Below are 16,309 nucleotides of genomic sequence, written 5' to 3' on the forward strand. Positions count from 1 at the left end.
CGGATTTCGGGTTTATTCGACCGTATTTCTTAGGCACGGCACGGTGCCTTTCGCCGGACGACGGCAGCCGGTTCCCTCCACCTTCTCCCCTCGGGGAGAAGGTGCCCGAAGGGCGGATGAGGGGGTGGCGTGGCAGATACCAAACTGTCCTGCATCTAGGCTCAGCATCTGCATCGCTTCGCGATGCATCCCCCTCATCCGGCCCGTCGGCCACCTTCTCCCCGCTGGGGAGAAGGAAAACCGCGGAGGCCTGAGCCATGGACAAATCCACCTTCGAAGAACCCAAGGTCGTCATCAACGGCTCGATGCATGGCTCGCTACGCCATGACTCCGCGCACAAACATGTGACCGGAGCCGCCGATTACATCGACGATATTCCCGAGCCCGCTGGCTTGCTGCATGGCGCGCTCGGCCTTTCCGACCGCGCCCATGCCGAGATCGCCGGCATCGATCTCACAGATGTCAAAGCTTATCCCGGCGTCGTCTGGGTCTTCACCGGCGCCGATATCCCCGGCGTCAACGACACCAGTTCCAACGGCATGCATGACGAACCGCTGCTTGCCGAGACCAAGGTCGAGTTTCACGGCCAGCCGATCTTCGCTGTCGTCGCCGAGACCCGCGATGCCGCCCGGCGTGCTGCGCGCCTCGCCAAGATCGACTATCGCGATCTGCCGCATTGGAGCGATATCGACGGCGCGCTCGCCAACGGCGCACTGCTTGTCTACGAGCCGATGACCCTGAAGCGCGGCGAGCCGGAAACCGAGATGGCCAACGCGAAGCACCGCATCAAGGCGCAGATGCGCATCGGCGGCCAGGAGCATTTCTATCTCGAAAGCCATATCGCCGTGGCGATCCCCGGCGAGGACGATGAAGTCGCCGTCTGGTCGTCCACCCAGCATCCGAGCGAAATCCAGCATATCGTCGGCCATGTCCTCGGCATTCCGTCCAACGCCGTGACAGTCAATGTGCGCCGCATGGGCGGCGGCTTTGGCGGCAAGGAAACGCAGGGCAACCAGTTCGCGGCGCTCGCCGCCATCGCCGCCAAGAAGCTTGGCCGCGCGGTGAAATTCCGGCCCGACCGCGACGAGGATATGAGCGCCACGGGCAAGCGCCACGACTTCCTGGTGGATTACGAAGTCGGCTTCGACGACGAAGGCCGCATCCATGCCGTCGATGCCACCTATGCCGCCCGCTGCGGCTTCTCCTCGGATCTTTCCGGCCCGGTCACCGATCGCGCGCTCTTCCATGCGGATTCGAGCTATTTCTATCCGCATGTGCATCTGGTCTCAAAACCGCTGAAGACGCATACCGTCTCCAACACCGCCTTCCGCGGCTTTGGCGGCCCGCAAGGCATGGTCGGCGGCGAACGCATGATCGAGGAGATCGCCTATGCGCTCGGCAAGGATCCGCTGGAGGTTCGCCGGGCCAATTTCTATGGCCAGCCGGGCTCCGGCCGGACGTTGACCCCCTATCATCAGGAGGTCACCGACAACATCATCGACCGCGTCGTCGTCGAGCTGGAACAGACGTCCGATTACCAGGCCCGCCGCAACGCCATCATCGAGTTCAATCGCTCCAGCCGCTTCATCCGCAAGGGGATCGCGCTGACGCCGGTGAAATTCGGCATCTCCTTCACCATGACCGCATTCAACCAGGCCGGCGCGCTGGTGCATATCTATCAGGATGGCTCCATCCACCTGAACCATGGCGGCACCGAAATGGGCCAAGGCCTCTATACGAAGGTGGCGCAGGTTCTGGCCGACAGTTTCCAGGTCGATATCGACCGGGTAAAGATCACCGCGACGACAACAGGCAAGGTACCGAACACCTCGGCAACGGCTGCGTCTTCCGGCTCCGACCTGAACGGCATGGCAGCCTATGATGCCGCGCGGCAGATCAAGGAGCGGCTCGTCACCTTCGCGGCGGAGAAATGGGGCGTGGGCGCCGAGGAAGTGCAGTTCCTGCCCAACCGCGTGCGCGTCGGCGAAGAGGAAATTCCCTTCCAGGATTTCGTCAAACAGGCCTATTTCGCCCGCGTCCAGCTTTCGGCCGCCGGTTTCTACAAGACGCCGAAGATCCATTGGGACCGCAAGGCCGGCCGCGGCACCCCCTTCTACTACTTCTCCTATGGTGCCGCCTGCTCGGAAGTGTCGATCGACATGCTGACCGGCGAGTATCTGATCGACCGCACCGACATCCTCCAGGATGTCGGCCGCTCCCTCAACCCCGCGATCGACATCGGCCAGGTCGAGGGCGCCTTCGTGCAAGGCATGGGCTGGCTGACGACCGAGGAACTCTGGTGGGATGCCAAGGGACGGCTGCGCACTCATGCGCCGTCCACCTACAAGATCCCGCTTGCCTCCGACCGGCCGAAGATCTTCAACGTTCGTCTTGCCGAATGGTCGGAAAATACGGAAGCCACCATCGGCCGCTCGAAGGCCGTCGGCGAGCCGCCCTTCATGCTCAGCATATCCGTGCTCGAAGCATTGTCGATGGCGGTCGCCAGCGTCGCGGATTATCGCATCTGCCCACGCCTCGATACGCCGGCAACGCCGGAGCGGGTGCTGATGGCGGTCGAGCGGCTGAAGGGGATGTGAAGTCTGCTGTGCAAAGGGTGGCATGCAGATAGTTGGAAGTCTCAATGGAAAATCGTGGTTGCAGCGGCATACCCCCTCTGTCACTTCGTGACATCTCCCCCACAAGAGGGGAGATCGTTGGGAGTTTCTCCCGCCGCCTAACAGAACATCGCAATATTGTTTCCACGAGTACTCAGTCCATTTGGTGCCAGTGGAAATGACGGGTTACCAATCTCCCCCTTTGTGGGGGAGATGTCACGACAGTGACAGAGGGGGGTATGTGTCCTCAACATGTACAAGCTCCCGGAAGTCGTCACCGCCATGACAGCTTTGCCCACTACAGCAACCGCCTATCGTCATAACGCGGCTCGCGCCCATCGATAAATCCAAGGTCACGTTTTAAGCGGTCCGGCATCTCATCGAGATCGAGATGCGGCGACGGCTCCGCATGCCTGGCGAAAACCTGCGTCAACGATTCCAGAAGACGTGCCAGAACCGTAGGCCTGGCTGCTTCCATCTGCTCCACGACATAGCAATCCATGACAACACCTCAGTTAAATCAGCGATATGAGTTGCAGTTTGGCGCGAAAAATGCTGAAATTCCAATCGAACTATCATCTATAGACATAAAGAGAACTTATCCATGAAGCTATCGAAGCGGTTCCCGCTGAATGCCCTGCGCGTCTTCGAAGCCGCGGCCCGGCTCGGCAGCTTCACCCGCGCCGGCGAAGAGCTCGGCATGACGCAGACGGCCGTCAGCTATCAAATCAAGTTGCTTGAGGAGACGACGGGCGAACCCCTATTCCTGCGCCGCCCGCGGCAGATTCAATTGACCGAGGCCGGGGAGCAGCTCGCGCCGAAAGTCGCGGAAGCCTTTGCCATGCTGCAGGATGCCATGGCCTCCATCAGCGGCGACGCCGAGACAACGCTCCATATCCATTCTACTCCCACCTTCGCGTCCCAATGGCTGGCACGCCATATCGGTACGTTCCAGCTCAAGCACCCCAAGATCGCCGTTCGCCTCGCCACCTCGGGCTCGATCATCGACTTCGCCCGGGAGCCGTCCGACATCGCCATCCGCGCCGGGCGCGGAACATGGCCTGGCTTGCGCGCGCACATGCTGATGAAGATGCATTTCACGCCCATGCTGAGCCCGGCCCTGGCAGCGACGATCGGCGGCGTGCACGAACCGGCCGACCTTCTGAAACTGCGCATCATCGATGCCGGCGATCCATGGTGGGTCCAATGGTTCCAGGAGGCAGGCGTACCGGATCCCGGCCTACAGGGCAGACCGCGCAGCCGGCTTGGCGCACAATCCTTCGAAGCAAGCGCCGCCATAGCCGGCCAGGGTGTCGCCGTGCTGACCCCCGAATTCTATGCGGATGATTTGGCCTCCGGCCGGCTGATCCAGCCCTTCGATCTTCTTTCGACCGATGGCTCGGATTATTGGATCGCCTATCCGGAGAACAGGCGTCATACGCCGCGCATCCGCGCCTTCAGGGATTGGATCCTCTGCGAATTCGGCATGCCGCTGGAATAACGCTCAATCGGACATATCGGGCGCATAGAAACAGCGCGGCGTATTCTCATCCGGAAACAGGCAAAGGTGATAGGCTCCATCCGGGGAGCGCATCGTCTTGCCCTGCGGCAGATTAAAGATATGCGCGTGCGTTATGTAGCGATGGTCGCCAGGGTTGAGCGTCACTCGATAGCCGCCGGGCACGATGGTGACGGTGCGCGAGGGGATCATCTCGCAATCACCTGTCTTGCTGTCGCCATTGCAGCAATAAGGATCGTAGGACCAGCCGGAGGGCGCGTCATGCGCCAGGGCGGCGGCTGCGAAGAGAAAAAATACGAACGCCAGAATACCACGCATGGGCAATTCTCCGTCGAAAAATAGACGGCTGCCGCGGACACGGCCCGCTCCAAGCAGCCGAGAGCGTTTTAATAAAAACCGTCGTAATCTGATCTAATGCGCCCTGGGCGCTAGACAAGGCCGCGGCTTTTTGCCCGCACATCAAACGCCCCCTCTTCCATACGCTCTCAACATTCTGCAAGGTGTCGAGTCGGAGGAAGAAAAGGGGACCTGAATGTATGAATACGCCATAGCGTGGGAATGGCTGGCCTTCGCTGCCCGCTGGTTCCACGTCATAACCGCCATTGCCTGGATCGGTTCGTCCTTCTACTTCATCGCGCTCGATCTCGGGCTGGTGAAGCGCCCGCATCTTCCGCCCGGCGCCTATGGCGAGGAATGGCAGGTTCACGGCGGCGGCTTTTATCATATTCAGAAATATCTCGTCGCCCCCGCGCAGATGCCGGAACATCTGACCTGGTTCAAATATGAGAGCTATTTCACCTGGCTTTCCGGCTTCCTGATGATGTGCATCGTCTATTATGGCGGCGCCAACCTCTTCCTCATCGACCGGCATGTGCTTGATGTCAGCGTCCCCGTCGCGATCCTGATTTCGCTGGCTTCGCTTGCCGGCGGCTGGATCGTCTACGATCTGCTCTGCAAATCGCCGCTCGGCAACAATAGCTGGGGCCTGATGGTCGTGCTCTATGCCGTCCTGGTCTTCATGGCCTGGGGCTATACAAATCTCTTCACCGGCCGCGCCGCCTTCCTGCACCTCGGCGCCTTCACCGCAACGATCATGTCGGCCAACGTCTTCATGATCATCATTCCCAATCAGAAGATCGTCGTGGCCGACCTCATCGCCGGCCGCACGCCCGACCCGAAATATGGCCGCATCGCCAAGCAGCGCTCGCTGCACAACAACTATCTGACGCTGCCCGTCATCTTCTTCATGCTGTCCAACCATTATCCGCTGGCCTTCGGCACGGCCTATAATTGGGTGATCGCGGCGCTGGTGTTCCTGATGGGCGTCACCATCCGCCACTGGTTCAACACCACGCATGCCCGCAAGGGCCGCCCGACCTGGACCTGGATCGTCACCGTCGTCCTCTTCATCGTCATCATGTGGCTTTCGACGGTTCCGAAGGTGTTGACCGGCGAGAAGGATGCCAATGCGGTCTCCCCGGCCTTCCAGCAATTCGCGTCCGATGCGCATTTCCCTGCCGTCAAGCAGATGGTGTCGACGCGCTGTTCCATGTGTCATGCGGCCGAACCCGTCTATGAGGGGATTGTGCGCGCGCCGAAAGGCGTAACGCTGGAAAATGACGCGGAAATCGCTATGCATGCCCGGGAGATCTATATCCAGGCCGGCCGCAGCCACGCCATGCCGCCCGGCAACGTCACCGACGTCACGCCGGAGGAACGCAAGCTGCTGGTTGCCTGGTTCGAAAGCTCCATCGGAGAAAAAAGCCAATGACTAGCCTTCTGCGCGGCCGCCTGCTTTCCTTCAAGCGCCTGCCGCAAAGCCTCGACGACACGGACAGCTACGCTTACGAAAGCGACGGCGGCCTGCTGGTCGAGAACGGCATAATCCTCGCCACCGGCCCATTTGCCGATATCAAGGCGCAGGCGCCGGACGGCGTCACCGAAATCGACCACCGTCCGCACCTGATCCTGCCGGGTTTCATCGACATGCACCTGCATTTCCCGCAGATGCAGGTGATCGCCTCCTATGCCGCCAACCTCCTGGAATGGCTGAATACCTATACTTTCCCCGAGGAATGCCGCTTCGTCGAAAGCGCGCATGCGCAGCGTATCGCCACCCATTTCTACGACGAGATGATCCGCCACGGCACGACGACGGCCGTCGCCTACTGCTCGGTGCACAAGACCTCGGCCGACGCCTATTTCGCCGAGGCCATGCGCCGCAACATGCGCATGGTCGGCGGCAAGGTGATGATGGACCGCAACGCGCCGCAGGGCCTGCTCGACACGCCCGAGATGGGTTACGACGAGACCCGCCAGGTGATATCAGACTGGCATGGCAAGGGCCGCAACCACGTCGCCATCACGCCGCGCTTCGCCATCACCTCGACGCCGGCACAGATGGAGGCGACCGCGACCCTCGCCCGCGAGTTCCCGGATCTGCATATTCAGACGCATCTTTCCGAGAACCACGACGAGATCAAGTTCACCTGCGAGCTCTATCCGGACGCGATCGACTATACCGATATCTATGCGCAATACGGGCTGCTTGGCCCTAAAAGCCTGTTCGGCCACGCAATCCATCTTTCCGAGCGCGAAGCCGACGCCATGAGCGAGGCAGGCGCCGTCGCCGTGCATTGCCCGACCTCGAACCTGTTTCTCGGCTCCGGCCTCTTCCCGCTGAAGGCGCTGGCTCGGCGCGAAAAGCCCGTCCGCATCGGCGTTGCCACCGATATCGGCGGCGGCTCCAGCTATTCCATGCTGCGCACCATGGACGAGGCCTACAAGATCCAGCAGCTCCTCGGCGAGCGCCTGAATCCGCTGGAAAGCTATTACTACATGACGCGCGGCAATGCAGAGGCCCTGTCGCTTGCCGACAAGATCGGCACGCTCGATCCCGGCACCGAAGCCGACCTCATCGTCCTCAACGCCGCCGCGACGCCGGCCATGGCGCTGAAGATGGAGGTGACGAAGAGCCTCACCGAAGAGCTGTTCCTTCTGCAGACCATGGGCGACGACCGCGCCGTCGTCGAAACCTACGTCGCCGGAAAGTCGATGAAATCAGCTCCAGGTTGAACAAAATCACTCAAAATGGTATCGCGCGACGATGCGAATTATCTCACGCCGAACGCTAAAAGAATTTATCGAGAGTTTAGCCGGGCATCGAGACTATGATGCCGTCAAGGTAGCCATCGATAGCTGGTTTGCAGAAGTTAGCAAAGCAGCCTGGAACAATGCATCGGACATAAAACGGCTGTATGCCTCCGCCAGTATAATAAATGCAGAGCGTGTCGTCTTTAACATCAAGGGTAACGGCTATAGGCTTGTTGTCGCGGTTGACTATGAAAAATCTATCGTTTGGATAAAATGGGTGGGCACGCACCGAGACTATGATCGGATCGATGTGTCAAAGGTGAGATATGAATAGAACAAAGGCTATCCATTCGGACAAAGAGTATGAGGAGGCTTTGGAGCAACTTTCAAAGCTATGGGGAGCTCGGCGCGGAACTCCCGAAGGAGACCGTCTGGACGAACTTGCAACCTTACTCGACGCCTACGAGACTATTCGATACCCCATGGACATGCCAAACGCTGAAGCGATAACGAAATTTCGGGCCGAACAAGAACGGGATCGCGCCACCAAAATTCCACAGAATATCGAAAAAAATTACGTCTTTCAGATTTATCAAGATCGTGCAGGCTTGTTCTTTTTCCGCCTGGTATCTCCGGCAGGAGAGATCATGCTGATATCAGAAGCCTATCGTTCCAAGAGCAGCGTCGTCCATACGATCAAACGCCTTAAGTCAATTTTCTCAACCACAAAATCAGAAATCCAAGTCATCGCAGCGTAGCTAAGATTCTTTCCAACTCTCGGCATTGTATGGGCAATTAAACTCACGTGGATACTTGTGATGCTCTCGCCGATGCTTTGTCTTACAGAATTTCTCTTAGTAGCAACTATATGCAATACGCTCGTAGTTAGGCTTTAGCATTAAATGCTTACCTAGGAAGCAGTCCCCATGACCGCGCCGCTTACCATCGCTGAACTGAAGACGCTTGCTCGGCGGCGCGTGCCGAAAATGTTCTTTCAATATGCGGATTCCGGTTCGTGGACGGAATCGACCTATGAGGCGAACGAGGCGGATTTCGCCAGGATCAAGCTGCGTCAGCGCGTTCTCGTCGACATGTCCGACCGGTCGCTGGCGACCATCATGGTCGGCCAGAAGGCCTCCATGCCTGTGGCGCTGGCGCCGACCGGCCTTACCGGCATGCAGCACGCCGATGGCGAGATGCTGGCGGCGCGTGCGGCGGAGGAATTCGGCATTCCCTTCACGCTCTCGACGATGAGCATCTGCTCGATCGAGGATATCGCGTCGGTCACGAAGCAGCCCTTCTGGTTCCAGCTCTACGTGATGAAGGATCGCGATTTCGTCCTGAACCTGATCCATCGCGCCAAGGCGGCGAAATGCTCCGCGCTGGTGCTGACGGCCGACCTGCAGGTCCTCGGCCAGCGCCATAACGACATCCGCAACGGATTGTCGGCACCGCCGAAAATGACCGTGAAAAATCTCTGGCAGATGGCGACGCGGCCAGGTTGGTGTATGGGCATGCTGAAGACGAAGCGTCGTTCCTTCGGCAACGTCATCGGTCATGCCAAGGATGTTTCCGACATGACGACACTATCGCACTGGACGCATTCGCAGTTCGACCCCAAGCTTTCCTGGAGCGATGTCGCCTGGATCAAGGAGCAATGGGGCGGCCCGCTGATCATCAAGGGCATTCTCGACGTCGAGGATGCGAAGGCGGCCGTCGATACCGGCGCCAACGCCATCATCGTCTCCAACCATGGCGGCCGGCAGCTCGACGGCGCCCACTCCTCAATCAGCATGCTGCCGCGGATCGTCGATGCCGTCGGCGATAAGATCGAGGTGCATATGGATGGCGGTATCCGCTCAGGCCAGGATGTGCTCAAGGCCGTCGCGCTCGGCGCCAAGGGCACCTTCATCGGCCGCCCTTTCCTCTACGGTCTAGGCGCCATGGGCAAGGAGGGCGTCACGCTCGCGCTTGAGATCATCCGCAAGGAACTGGATATCTCCATGGCGCTCTGCGGCAAGCGCGATATCAAGGCAGTGGATCGGACTATTATCGCCGACCTCTAGAGCCGGATGATTTTAGGTCGAACCGACCTAAAATCTGAATCCGCTCTAGAATCAAAAAAGTAGAGCATGATGTCGTCCGAAAACCGCTCACACTTTTCGGCATCATGCTCTAGTAGTGGAAGCGACATTGCAGGACGATAAGTGTTTGCCGATCCCCTTCACCCTCAACCCTGTAAATCAGCCTATGCTCTTGCGTAATGCGACGTGACCACTGGCCTTTGAGCTGATTGCGCAGAGGCTCCGGCTTGCCGAGTCCCTCGAAAGGGTGACGCAGGGCATCCCGCAGGAGTTCGCTGATCCTAGCAACTACTTTTCGGTCTTTTTCCTGCCAATAGAGATAGTCTTCCCAAGCGTGTCCATGCCAGGCAAGCAACATGGCGGACTTACTTCGGATCAAGCAGATCGCGAGAGACGAGGTTCCTCCCCTCGTTCGCGTCAGCGATCGCTTCCATCAACCGCGCCGCATTGGCCGGCGTCGACAGGGCATGAAGCGTCTCCATCATCCCTTCATATTCGTCCTTGTCGATCAGAATGGCCGATGGCTTGTCACGACGCACGATTTCCACGGCAACACGGTCCTGCGCGACCTCATCGAGCAGGCTTGCGAGTTCATTGCGGGCTGTTGAAAACATGACTGTTCGCATGTTTCGCTCCTATCACAACACTTGTACAATAAATGGTACAAGTGTTGTTATAAGTCAATAAACCCGCTTAACGCAGCCAGCCCGTCGCCAGGCCGCTCGCCCATTCCGCACGGCCATTCCGCGCCGCCAGTTTCGCCATCGCCATGTGATCGTAGGCCACCTGCCGGAAGACCGGCAGCCAGTTGTCGCCGGTCTTTTCCAGAATGGCGTAGGAGGCGAAGGGGTGGCCGGCTTCCACTTTGTGATATCTAGGCAGGTCGTCGTCATAGGCGGGGCAGCCGACGCTGCCGGGATTGACGATCAGGCGACCATCGCGGAGCCGGACGGCACGCGGAATATGGGTATGCCCGCACAGGATCAGCGGAAAATCGATGCCGACGGCCAGCGCCTCGATCTCCTCGAGCGGCTTCAGACGGACATGACCGTCCACAGAGACGGATTCCAGCCAGTAGACATTATCGGACGCCGGCGTCGCGTGGCAAAGATAGGCCTCATCCCGATAAATCGCGCTGAAGGGCAAGCCGCGCAGCCAATCGAGATGACGCTCGGCCAGTTCCGAATGCGCAGCCCGGTCCGAGACATGCATCGCTTCCAGCGCCTGCTCGATCAGGTAGCGATCGTGATTGCCACGCACCGTCAGCGCATTCTGCGCCAGCAGCATATCGGCCGTCTTGCCCGAGGTCAGCGGCCCGCTGAAGCAATCGCCGAGATTGACGATCTCGGTGATGCCTTGCTTGCGGATATCCTCAAGCACCGCCTCGAGTGCCAGGTGGTTGCCGTGAATGTCCGCGATGGCAGCAAAGCGCACGTCTCAGCTCCCGCGATAGGTGGAATAACCGTAGGGCGATATCAGCAACGGCACATGGTAATGCGCCGTCGTATCGGCGATACCGAAGCGGATCGGTACGAGGTCGAGAAAAGCCGGTTCCGGCAGCTTGGCGCCGCTGGCACGCAGATAGTCTCCGGCCCGGAACAACAATTCGTAGGTGCCGGCAACGAAGCTGTCGCCGATCAGGATGGGACCGCCGTCCACGCGTCCGTCGGCATTGGTCGTGACCGTCTTCAGATGCAGGCGGGCATCGCCCTCGATCCTGAAGAGATCGATCACCAGGCCTTCGGCCGGCTTGCCGAGGGCGGTATCGAGCACATGGGTGGTCAGTCCGGTCATGGCGTTGGCGCTCCGATGATGTAGGGGCTATCGAAGAAATATTCCTCCAGATTGTTCCCCGGCCCGTCACGATCGACAACAAGGAAATCACTCTGCTCTCCGAGCGCCATCAGGGGGTAATGCCAGGCATTGACCCGATAGTTCACGCCCTGGTCGCCCCGCGCCAGAAAGACCCGCGGCCTGCCGGGCCTGCCGCCCTCATCCTGCGCGACGACGACCAGAAACGGCCGACCTTTCAGCGGTACGAAACACTGGCTTCCGAAAGGATGGCGCTCCATCATCTCGATCGTGAAAGGAAAGGCGCGCGGCTGACCGCGAAAGAGGTTCAGGATCACTCGCGCGCCGGCACCGATGGCCTCGGCAGCGGACAGCGCATGGAAGCGCTCCGTCGTGCCGCCATTGATGAACCGCATCGTTGCGGGATCGGCCTCGATCACATCGCCGAACGGTGCAAACGCGGCCTTCGTTAGTGGATGAATTTCAAGATGCTGTGTCATTCGATGATCATTCGCCTTCCGCTCGCCAATGGCGAATGGAGTCCAGTTGCAGGAGCAGCTCCGGAAGAGATTTTTGCGCGATGTCCCACAGGGCCGTCAGCTCGATGTCGAAATAGCCTTGCGCAATCCGCTTCCGGAAGTCGTGCATCACATGCCAAGGCAGCTCGGGATGGTCAACGACGAACTCCGGATATTCCTCCGCAATGCGCGCGGCCGCCTCGCCGATCATCAGGAGCGTCATGCCGACGGCGCGCTGCTTCTCGACATTCTTGAAAAACACGCCTTGATCAATTCCGCGTAGAAACTGACCTGCCTCGGACACAGCCCGCTGCATGTGATCGAGGTGGGCGATTAGCCGATCCAGGCTCATATGACACTGCCCCAGTTTGTGAAATACTTAGTCATAAGCTGCGTGAAAAACAGCTCGCCATCAGCCCTCGGGAAGTATGGATTGCAGGCGCAGCAAAGCGATCTTTTCGACCTGGGCCGTCGCAGTCGCAAATTCCGCATCCCGGCCATTGTCGACGCGCGTTTCGAAGGCGGCGAGGATGTCGTCCTTGCCGAGCCCCTTGACCGCGATGATGAAGGGAAAGCCGAATTTCGTCACATAGGCGGCATTGAGTTCGGTGAATCGCGCATGCTCCTCGGGACTCAGCCGATCGAGGCCGGCGCCGGTCTGCTCCTTGCGGCTGTCCTCCGTCAACTCGCCGGCAATCGCCAGCCGACCGGCCAGATCCGGATGCGCCTGCAGGACGCCAAGCCGCTCTTCTTCAGTGGCACTACGGAAGAACCGTACCAGCGAGGCATGCACGCCGCCCGAGGTCAGCGGCTCTGCAATGGCGCCGCCATCATAGGCGCGCTCGGCGATGAAGGGAGAATGCTCAAAGACGCCGCCGAAGCGGCCGATAAAATCGGCCCGCGAGATCATGTCAGCGCTCGCCCCCGGGCATATGATTTTCATACCAGTGGTGGGCGATCTCGATACGCTTCGGGATCCAGACCTTATCGTGCTTTTGCACATATTCGATGAAGCGCCGCAAGGCCGCAGCGCGGCCGGGACGGCCGACCAGGCGGCAATGCAGGCCTACCGACATCATCTTCGGGCTACCCAGCTTGCCCTCTTCATAGAGCGTGTCGAAGGCATCCTTGAGATAGGTGAAGAACTGGTCGCCGGAATTGAAGCCTTGCGGCGTGGCGAAGCGCATATCGTTGGTTTCGAGCGTATAGGGGATGATCAGGAACGGCTTGCCGTTCAGGCCGTCTACCCAGAAGGGCAGATCGTCGGCATAGGAGTCGGAGGAATAGAGGAAACCGCCCTCCTCCATGACGAGCCGCAGCGTATTGTCGGAGGGCTTGCCCTGATACATGCCGTAAGGCCGGTCGCCGGTGAGCTCGGTGTGCAGCCGTACGGCCTCGAGAATGTGCTTGCGCTCCAGATCCTCCGGAAAATCCTTGTATTCCAGCCAGCGATAGCCGTGGCTGGCAATCTCCCAGCCGGCTTCCTTCATCGCGGCAACCGCTTCCGGGTTGCGCGCCATGGCAAGCGTCACGCCATAGACGGTCGCCTGCACCTTGAGCTCGGTGAACATGCGCCACAGCCGCCAGAAGCCGGCACGCGCGCCGTATTCGTAGATCGATTCCATATTGAGATTGCGCTGGTTCGGCCAGGGTGCCGCCCCGACGATCTCGGAAAGCAGGTTTTCGGAAGCCGCATCACCATCGAGAATGCAGCTTTCTCCGCCCTCTTCGTAGTTGATCACGAACTGCACCGCGATGCGGGCATCACCGGGCCATTTGGGATCCGGCGTATCGCGGCCGTAGCCGATGAGATTGCGGGAGTAGTTTTCCGACATTGAAGCACCTTCTCTGATCAGCGGACGGTAGCATCCACACAGCGAAAGTCGAGACGGAAAGTGGGAAAATCACTTTCTCTTCAATGGCAAGCCCGTCGCGCTATCCTACGCGATCTTCCGGGCGCTGATCTTTCCCATCGGATGCAGCGAATGCACGCGGAAAGGACCGCCGGAACCGTCTTCCATCATCAAAGCGATGTTGGATACGGGAACCGGTGCGGCAAGCGCCGGCTCGAAGAAGTCGCGCAATGCCCGCTCCATGCGCTGCAGATCGGCCGGGCCGACAGTGCCCGTCAGCATCATCTGGAAGCGGAACTCGTCCATCACGTGCGGATGGCCCCAGCGGTACAGGTTGGCGAATTGCGTCGCCGAAAGGCCGTCCGGGTCGATGCGCTCGATCTCCGCTTCGGTCAATGGCGCGCGATACTGGTCAAAGGCCTGAACCACGGATGCCGCCAGGAAATGCATCTGCTGGCTGGGTGCGGACGCAACGAGGCCCAGCGCTCCGCCAAGCCGGGCGACCTCCAGCCGTGGGATTTCAAAAGGCGCGACAGAGCCGGAAAACCGCATGAGATCGCGCAACATCGCGGCCTCGGACATATCTTCCGCCAGCCGGAAAGGCGCCTTCAGCAAGCCCATGAAGCCATAGCGCCGGGGAACGGCCGTATAGAAGGCGATCTCATGTATGCCGAGCCCGCGAATGGCAGGCGGATCGACCATCTCGCCGGAATAGACATTGCGGCCGAGCCAATTTGCCGCCACGAGCGTCAGCGGATCGCTCGCGGACGGCGTGAAGCAAATGGCGTAACGCATAAAATTCCTCCAAGGCACGATAGACCGGCTGACCGGTAGGGGCTGACGGACAAGGAGATAGGTGATTTGCGTGACAGATTGACGACCCGGAAGAGGCGTGAATTCACGTTTTATGTGATATGACTGAAATATGACTTACTAAAGTGAAAGTCCGCGGCAATTTGAAACTGCAAGGCATATCCGCCGCTTCCCGCACCGCCGCCTCGGCCAGCCGATGCGCCAACCCGAAGCTCACCTTGAAGCCGCCGGTCAATGCAATCAATGACGGGTGGTCGGGATGGGCGCCCACCATCGGATCGCGATCGACCGCCTTCGGCCGCAGGCCGGCCCAGCGTTCCACCACCTCCGCGCCAGCCAGCACCGGCGCCATTGCGCGTGCTGCAGCCAGAAGATCGTCTAGCTGCTCGTCGGTCGACAACGGGTCTTCAAAACGATTCTCACTGGTGCTGCCGACCGCGACCAATCCGTTCTCATGCGGAACGATATAGAGGCCATCCCGAAAAATAACCGGGAGGCCGCCGTCGACATCGGCCTTCAGCATGGCCGCCTGCCCCTTGACCGGTTGGCCAAGCGAGGATTTGCGATCTTGCGTCAACCCGTCGAGGATTGGAAACGACCGATGACCGGCGGCAAGGATGCAGCGCCCGAAGCGGATATCGCCCTCGCTCGTGCGCGCGAGCCCCCTATCCGGATCGATGCTTTCGACGGTAATGCCCTCGGTGAGCTGGACATGTGACGTCCCGGCCAGAAATCTCTGAAGCACATTCAGCAAGGCACGTGGAGCGACCCGCGCCGCAAGCGTATCGAAGACGAAGCCGCTTTCGCCGGCGGCAGGATCGATCCAGCCTGGAACAGGCGCCTCGTCGAGCACATGCCAGTGAAATTCATGTTTATCCTGGCGCCAATGCGTTTCCGCATCTCGGGAATGCCCAAGCGCAATCTGCCTTAGATGCGACTTCGGCAGCGGGATCAGCCGGCCGGCGCGACGGTAGCCCGCCGAAAGCCCCGTCTCCGCCTCCAATGCTGCGATTTCCTCTTCCAGAGACACCAAGGCATCGAATTGAAACTGTTTTTTCTCAGACCATTTGTCCGGCATGTGCGGCATCAGCGCGCCGAGCAGGCCGCCGCTCGCCCCTTGCCCGAAATGGCCGGCTTCGATGAGCAAGGCTCGAATGCCGAGACGCTCGGCATGAACGGCCGCCCACAGGCCCATGATCCCGCCGCCGACGATCAATAGATCGACGGATGATTGACCGATGGGTCGTGTGGGATTATCGGCTCTTTCCATGACAGATCCAGTTTCCGATCGGACTGAGGCGTCCGAAACCAATGCGGCAAGCCCGGAGCTCGAATGGCGCGACGGCGATATGCCCTATTCGACGGCTTTTGGCGATCATTTTTATTGCCAGACCGACGGTCGGCTGGAATGCGGCCACGTCTTCCTGGCCGGCAATGGCTTGCCCGCCCGCTGGCGGGAGCAGCAAGATTTCCTTATCGGCGAACTCGGCTTCGGCACCGGCCTGAACTTCTGCGAGACATGGCGCCAGTGGCGGCAGCAGGCCGCACCGGGTTCGCAACTGCATTTCATGTCGTTCGAACTCTATCCCATGCGCGCCGACGCGATCGACCGCGCTCTGTCGCACTGGCCGGAAATCGATCGCGAACGTCAAGCCCTTGTCGCTGCCTGGCCTGGCGATCCGCAAGGCATCGTCTCACTGACGCTCGATCAAAACACGCGCCTCAGCGTCGTCTGCGGCCCGGCGCTGGACGGCGTGAGCCTCGCCCAAGCGGGCTTCGACGCCTGGTACCTCGACGGCTTCGCACCGTCGCGCAATGCCGACATGTGGTCGCCCGAGCTGATGCAGGCGCTCTACGACAAGACGGCCCCAGGCGGCACCTTCGCCACCTACGCAGCTGCCGGCTTCGTGCGCCGAAACCTGCAGGCGGCGGGATTTATCGTGGAGCGGCGCAAGGGCTTCGCCGGCAAGCGGGAAATGCTCTGCGGCGTCAAGCCGGCCTGAGGTCGGGGCTCATTTCGCAA

General features: G+C 60.1%; 20 protein-coding genes. 8 read left to right on the forward strand and 12 right to left on the reverse strand.

Features of this window, described 5'->3' with window-relative positions; translation table 11 throughout:
• Positions 1 to 257 precede the first annotated feature (257 nt).
• Positions 258 to 2,597: a xanthine dehydrogenase molybdopterin binding subunit gene (xdhB, locus tag CCGE531_RS13700; RefSeq protein ID WP_120664651.1), complete on the forward strand. Its 2,340-nt coding sequence runs from the start codon at positions 258 to 260 to the stop codon at positions 2,595 to 2,597.
• A 316-nt stretch (positions 2,598 to 2,913) separates the two neighbouring features.
• Here xdhB and CCGE531_RS13705 read toward each other — a convergent pair whose 3' ends face one another.
• Positions 2,914 to 3,117 (reverse strand): hypothetical protein, encoded by a 204-nt coding sequence (locus CCGE531_RS13705; protein WP_120664652.1) that lies wholly within the window; start codon positions 3,115 to 3,117, stop codon positions 2,914 to 2,916.
• A gap of 102 nt (positions 3,118 to 3,219) precedes the next feature.
• On the opposite strand from CCGE531_RS13705, the gene CCGE531_RS13710 reads away from it, so the two are divergent.
• Complete coding sequence (locus tag CCGE531_RS13710) at positions 3,220 to 4,116, forward strand: LysR substrate-binding domain-containing protein (protein ID WP_120664653.1); 897 nt, start codon at positions 3,220 to 3,222, stop codon at positions 4,114 to 4,116.
• Between the two features lie 3 nt (positions 4,117 to 4,119).
• Here the strand turns inward: CCGE531_RS13710 and CCGE531_RS13715 are convergent, their stop codons facing one another.
• The gene (locus CCGE531_RS13715; protein WP_120664654.1) at positions 4,120 to 4,452 is read right to left on the reverse strand and encodes a hypothetical protein; all 333 of its coding nucleotides are present in this window, start codon (positions 4,450 to 4,452) and stop codon (positions 4,120 to 4,122) included.
• A gap of 214 nt (positions 4,453 to 4,666) precedes the next feature.
• Here CCGE531_RS13715 and CCGE531_RS13720 point away from each other — a divergent pair, with 214 nt between their 5' ends.
• The 5 genes from CCGE531_RS13720 to CCGE531_RS13740 all read left to right on the forward strand — a co-directional run bounded on the left by CCGE531_RS13720 (position 4,667) and on the right by CCGE531_RS13740 (position 9,293).
• On the forward strand, positions 4,667 to 5,905 hold the full coding sequence (locus tag CCGE531_RS13720) for a urate hydroxylase PuuD (protein ID WP_120664655.1): 1,239 nt from the start codon (positions 4,667 to 4,669) through the stop codon (positions 5,903 to 5,905).
• Entirely contained in the window at positions 5,902 to 7,209 is a 1,308-nt protein-coding gene (guaD, locus tag CCGE531_RS13725) for a guanine deaminase (RefSeq protein WP_120664656.1), read from the forward strand. The genes CCGE531_RS13720 and guaD overlap by 4 nt, the downstream gene beginning before the upstream one ends.
• Positions 7,210 to 7,240: 31 nt before the next feature.
• On the forward strand, positions 7,241 to 7,561 hold the full coding sequence (locus tag CCGE531_RS13730) for a type II toxin-antitoxin system HigB family toxin (RefSeq protein ID WP_120664657.1): 321 nt from the start codon (positions 7,241 to 7,243) through the stop codon (positions 7,559 to 7,561).
• Positions 7,554 to 7,985, forward strand: coding sequence for a DUF1508 domain-containing protein (locus CCGE531_RS13735; protein WP_120664658.1), 432 nt, complete (start codon positions 7,554 to 7,556; stop codon positions 7,983 to 7,985). The genes CCGE531_RS13730 and CCGE531_RS13735 overlap by 8 nt, the downstream gene beginning before the upstream one ends.
• Before the next feature lie 168 nt (positions 7,986 to 8,153).
• Complete coding sequence (locus CCGE531_RS13740; protein ID WP_120664659.1) at positions 8,154 to 9,293, forward strand: alpha-hydroxy acid oxidase; 1,140 nt, start codon at positions 8,154 to 8,156, stop codon at positions 9,291 to 9,293.
• 109 nt (positions 9,294 to 9,402) lie between these two features.
• On the opposite strand, the gene CCGE531_RS13745 is transcribed toward CCGE531_RS13740, so the two are convergent.
• The 10 genes from CCGE531_RS13745 to CCGE531_RS13790 form a co-directional block, all read right to left on the reverse strand.
• Complete coding sequence (locus CCGE531_RS13745) at positions 9,403 to 9,669, reverse strand: Txe/YoeB family addiction module toxin (protein ID WP_120664660.1); 267 nt, start codon at positions 9,667 to 9,669, stop codon at positions 9,403 to 9,405.
• Positions 9,670 to 9,676: 7 nt separating this feature from the next.
• Positions 9,677 to 9,937, reverse strand: coding sequence for a type II toxin-antitoxin system prevent-host-death family antitoxin (locus CCGE531_RS13750; RefSeq protein WP_120664661.1), 261 nt, complete (start codon positions 9,935 to 9,937; stop codon positions 9,677 to 9,679).
• Positions 9,938 to 10,004: 67 nt separating this feature from the next.
• Positions 10,005 to 10,745, reverse strand: a complete 741-nt coding sequence (locus tag CCGE531_RS13755; RefSeq protein ID WP_120664662.1) for a metallophosphoesterase family protein — start codon at positions 10,743 to 10,745, stop codon at positions 10,005 to 10,007.
• Positions 10,746 to 10,748: 3 nt separating this feature from the next.
• Positions 10,749 to 11,105 carry a hydroxyisourate hydrolase gene (gene uraH / locus CCGE531_RS13760; RefSeq protein ID WP_120664663.1) on the reverse strand — a complete coding sequence of 119 codons (357 nt, stop codon included), beginning with the start codon at positions 11,103 to 11,105 and terminating at the stop codon, positions 10,749 to 10,751.
• Entirely contained in the window at positions 11,102 to 11,602 is a 501-nt protein-coding gene (locus CCGE531_RS13765) for an ureidoglycolate lyase (RefSeq protein WP_120664664.1), read from the reverse strand. Before CCGE531_RS13765 ends, uraH begins: the two co-directional genes overlap by 4 nt.
• A gap of 7 nt (positions 11,603 to 11,609) precedes the next feature.
• Positions 11,610 to 11,972, reverse strand: coding sequence for a HepT-like ribonuclease domain-containing protein (locus CCGE531_RS13770; RefSeq protein WP_120664665.1), 363 nt, complete (start codon positions 11,970 to 11,972; stop codon positions 11,610 to 11,612).
• 60 nt (positions 11,973 to 12,032) lie between these two features.
• Complete coding sequence (gene uraD / locus CCGE531_RS13775) at positions 12,033 to 12,530, reverse strand: 2-oxo-4-hydroxy-4-carboxy-5-ureidoimidazoline decarboxylase (protein WP_120664666.1); 498 nt, start codon at positions 12,528 to 12,530, stop codon at positions 12,033 to 12,035.
• 1 nt (position 12,531) lies between these two features.
• Entirely contained in the window at positions 12,532 to 13,455 is a 924-nt protein-coding gene (gene puuE, locus CCGE531_RS13780) for an allantoinase PuuE (RefSeq protein WP_120664667.1), read from the reverse strand.
• Positions 13,456 to 13,560: 105 nt separating this feature from the next.
• Positions 13,561 to 14,268, reverse strand: coding sequence for a DUF1045 domain-containing protein (locus CCGE531_RS13785; RefSeq protein ID WP_120664668.1), 708 nt, complete (start codon positions 14,266 to 14,268; stop codon positions 13,561 to 13,563).
• Positions 14,269 to 14,371: 103 nt separating this feature from the next.
• Positions 14,372 to 15,556, reverse strand: coding sequence for an FAD-binding oxidoreductase (locus tag CCGE531_RS13790; RefSeq protein ID WP_120664669.1), 1,185 nt, complete (start codon positions 15,554 to 15,556; stop codon positions 14,372 to 14,374).
• Between CCGE531_RS13790 and mnmD the strand changes: the two genes are divergently transcribed.
• Positions 15,555 to 16,289, forward strand: a complete 735-nt coding sequence (mnmD, locus tag CCGE531_RS13795) for a tRNA (5-methylaminomethyl-2-thiouridine)(34)-methyltransferase MnmD (RefSeq protein WP_120664670.1) — start codon at positions 15,555 to 15,557, stop codon at positions 16,287 to 16,289. The genes CCGE531_RS13790 and mnmD overlap by 2 nt on opposite strands.
• The last annotated feature ends 20 nt before the right edge of the window (positions 16,290 to 16,309 follow it).

Source organism: Rhizobium sp. CCGE531 (assembly GCF_003627795.1).
In the GTDB taxonomy this organism is placed as follows: Bacteria; Pseudomonadota; Alphaproteobacteria; order Rhizobiales; family Rhizobiaceae; genus Rhizobium.

Excerpts from the sequence above, each read along its gene's own strand:
- xdhB (WP_120664651.1), top strand. The coding sequence starts at position 258 with ATGGACAAATCCACCTTCGAAGAACCCAAGGTCGTCATCAACGGCTCG.
- CCGE531_RS13705 (WP_120664652.1), bottom strand. The coding sequence starts at position 3,117 with ATGGATTGCTATGTCGTGGAGCAGATGGAAGCAGCCAGGCCTACGGTT.
- CCGE531_RS13710 (WP_120664653.1), top strand. The coding sequence starts at position 3,220 with ATGAAGCTATCGAAGCGGTTCCCGCTGAATGCCCTGCGCGTCTTCGAA.
- CCGE531_RS13715 (WP_120664654.1), bottom strand. The coding sequence starts at position 4,452 with ATGCGTGGTATTCTGGCGTTCGTATTTTTTCTCTTCGCAGCCGCCGCC.
- CCGE531_RS13720 (WP_120664655.1), top strand. The coding sequence starts at position 4,667 with ATGTATGAATACGCCATAGCGTGGGAATGGCTGGCCTTCGCTGCCCGC.
- guaD (WP_120664656.1), top strand. The coding sequence starts at position 5,902 with ATGACTAGCCTTCTGCGCGGCCGCCTGCTTTCCTTCAAGCGCCTGCCG.
- CCGE531_RS13730 (WP_120664657.1), top strand. The coding sequence starts at position 7,241 with ATGCGAATTATCTCACGCCGAACGCTAAAAGAATTTATCGAGAGTTTA.
- CCGE531_RS13735 (WP_120664658.1), top strand. The coding sequence starts at position 7,554 with ATGAATAGAACAAAGGCTATCCATTCGGACAAAGAGTATGAGGAGGCT.
- CCGE531_RS13740 (WP_120664659.1), top strand. The coding sequence starts at position 8,154 with ATGACCGCGCCGCTTACCATCGCTGAACTGAAGACGCTTGCTCGGCGG.
- CCGE531_RS13745 (WP_120664660.1), bottom strand. The coding sequence starts at position 9,669 with ATGTTGCTTGCCTGGCATGGACACGCTTGGGAAGACTATCTCTATTGG.
- CCGE531_RS13750 (WP_120664661.1), bottom strand. The coding sequence starts at position 9,937 with ATGCGAACAGTCATGTTTTCAACAGCCCGCAATGAACTCGCAAGCCTG.
- uraH (WP_120664663.1), bottom strand. The coding sequence starts at position 11,105 with ATGACCGGACTGACCACCCATGTGCTCGATACCGCCCTCGGCAAGCCG.
- CCGE531_RS13765 (WP_120664664.1), bottom strand. The coding sequence starts at position 11,602 with ATGACACAGCATCTTGAAATTCATCCACTAACGAAGGCCGCGTTTGCA.
- CCGE531_RS13770 (WP_120664665.1), bottom strand. The coding sequence starts at position 11,972 with ATGAGCCTGGATCGGCTAATCGCCCACCTCGATCACATGCAGCGGGCT.
- uraD (WP_120664666.1), bottom strand. The coding sequence starts at position 12,530 with ATGATCTCGCGGGCCGATTTTATCGGCCGCTTCGGCGGCGTCTTTGAG.
- puuE (WP_120664667.1), bottom strand. The coding sequence starts at position 13,455 with ATGTCGGAAAACTACTCCCGCAATCTCATCGGCTACGGCCGCGATACG.
- CCGE531_RS13785 (WP_120664668.1), bottom strand. The coding sequence starts at position 14,268 with ATGCGTTACGCCATTTGCTTCACGCCGTCCGCGAGCGATCCGCTGACG.
- mnmD (WP_120664670.1), top strand. The coding sequence starts at position 15,555 with ATGACAGATCCAGTTTCCGATCGGACTGAGGCGTCCGAAACCAATGCG.
- CCGE531_RS13790 (WP_120664669.1), bottom strand. The coding sequence starts at position 15,556 with ATGGAAAGAGCCGATAATCCCACACGACCCATCGGTCAATCATCCGTC.